At 37.1% G+C, this 2,061-nt stretch carries 3 protein-coding genes; all 3 read right to left on the reverse strand.

Translation table 11 applies throughout. The features are described from left to right. Positions 1-847: metallophosphoesterase family protein (locus AC1DUW_RS26885; protein WP_477643938.1), on the reverse strand; the 847-nt coding region annotated here is incomplete at its 3' end. Between the two features lie 161 nt (positions 848-1,008). Beyond that, positions 1,009-1,437 (reverse strand): DUF2621 domain-containing protein, encoded by a 429-nt coding sequence (locus AC1DUW_RS26890; RefSeq protein WP_053345530.1) that lies wholly within the window; start codon positions 1,435-1,437, stop codon positions 1,009-1,011. 81 nt (positions 1,438-1,518) lie between these two features. After that, positions 1,519-1,824 carry a DUF3219 family protein gene (locus AC1DUW_RS26895; RefSeq protein ID WP_053345529.1) on the reverse strand — a complete coding sequence of 102 codons (306 nt, stop codon included), beginning with the start codon at positions 1,822-1,824 and terminating at the stop codon, positions 1,519-1,521. Between the last annotated feature and the right edge of the window lie 237 nt (positions 1,825-2,061).

The raw sequence follows: 2,061 nt of genomic DNA on the forward strand, positions 1-2,061 counted from the left end.
GATAAAAAGCAGGGTCAAGTAACTCTTCCATTGTGCCTGCCAGTTCCCTCATATCAAGCATAGGCATCAAAGATCGATATCGCATATCGAAACTGCCATCTTCTTTCATCTCGACAATGGATAACGACTTATTTTGCTTGGCCTCAGAAAAAGAGTACTTCAATAGTGAGCCGGAGTAATATACCTTTGGATGGCGTATCGCATCTGGGCTATGTAAATGTCCAAGTGCCGTATAGTCGAACGCATCAAATAAATCAGATGAAACACACCCAGAACCGCCTACTGACAAAACACGTTCTGAATCGCTCGTTTTACCACCTAATACAAAGGCATGTCCAACGAAAACATTTGGTTCATTCGGATTGAATGTTTCCGCAATAGTTCCAGTTATCCGTTTCATTGCTTCTTGATGAGAATGAATACTTTCATCTTCAAAAAGATGGCGAACGGTACCAGGTTCTGCATATGGGACACAATAAAAATTCACGCCCTTAATACGGACCGGTTCACATGTTTTTGTCAATTTCCCATGAATGTATAGCTGGCTATGACGATACCATGATGAACCGAATGACAGCCTCTCCGCCGAATCATGATTTCCCGATATCGCAACGATCGGTGTATTCATTTTCACATTAATGGTATAAAGAATTTCATCAAGAAGCTCTACCGCTTCCGTCGGTGGAACAGAACGATCATATAAATCACCGGCAATCACAACTGCATCCGGTTTCTCTTCTTCTACTATTTCAATAAATTGCAGGAGTGCATGTCTTTGATCTTCTGTCATATGTACCCCGTGAACAATTTTCCCTAAATGCCAATCAGCCGTATGGATAAATTTCATAGTTTCACTCCGTCCTCATTTTTACTTACTATTATTATATCAAAATTTGAAAGGATAGCATGGATTGGGTACAAACGTTCTAATTTTTACCATGATTTGAAGCACATCTTTTTTCAAACAAAAAAAAGGCACACTCTAAAGAGTCTACCTTCTCCTTAATATCAGCTAAATAAATGTTCATATGGACTCATATTTACTTTTCGTTCAGCTAATTTTTTTTGTAAAAATTTATGATCACGTTTGGGCGTGGCAATGATATAGCCACGTATTACTAAATCTTCTGTAATATCTCCCGCTTTTTCCTTTAACGCCAATTCACCGATTTTACCAGCAATTTTATGTCGTGCAACATCACGAAAAAGTTCTGGTACAGGGCTCACTAAATCTTCAAGTAAATCCTTTTGCTGCTTTGACCATAAGTGCTTTGTTTGGTCCAAATAATATTCTTCCCAATCCATATCGGATTTTCCATCCTCTTTAGGAAACCTTTTTAAGAATTTCCGAAACATGAAAAAACCACCGATGCTCATCAAGATTATTAATAGGGCTACCCAAAATAGAATAAACCATAAAAACCAGCCTCCAAGCAAAGAACCACCTCATATGTATAGAATAATTGTTACTATGTATTATAGACAGTAACCCATATCTTTACAAGGCTGGCAATAGAATCATTCTTGTTCGTTTACTTCCAATAAGACTAGTGAAAAATCTCCCACAGCATTTTCTTCATAAAGATTCGTAACCGAAGTAGCATAGTTAAAAATCTCTCCGCGAAATTCCTCGTTTGACTGAGGGATCTTTATATCAAATACCATTTGATATAGCAGTGTTGTTATATCATGATATTCACTATTAGTTACCTCGAAATTAAAACTGACTTTTCTGAATTCTCTACCTTCAGAATCTTTTATAACTTCTGCATGAAAATCAGTAACATGCAGTGATACATCGTCCAAAATGACTTCATCTACCATCTTACTAAACATCTCCTTTATTTGTGGTTAAAGTTATGTTATCACCTCAGGCGTCCCACGCCAACGATTCAGCCTTGAAAATATCAAAAAAAACGTGCACAGGAAAACCTGACATGTTTCTTTGAATTAATTCCCTTTTTCGGATCCATTGTACAAAAACAACACCCGACATAATTGATATGATCCCCTTTTAGTAGACAGAAAAAAGAAAGCACACTAATCTGTCTATATATGGAG

This window comes from Peribacillus sp. P4_C12 (genome assembly GCF_056402095.1).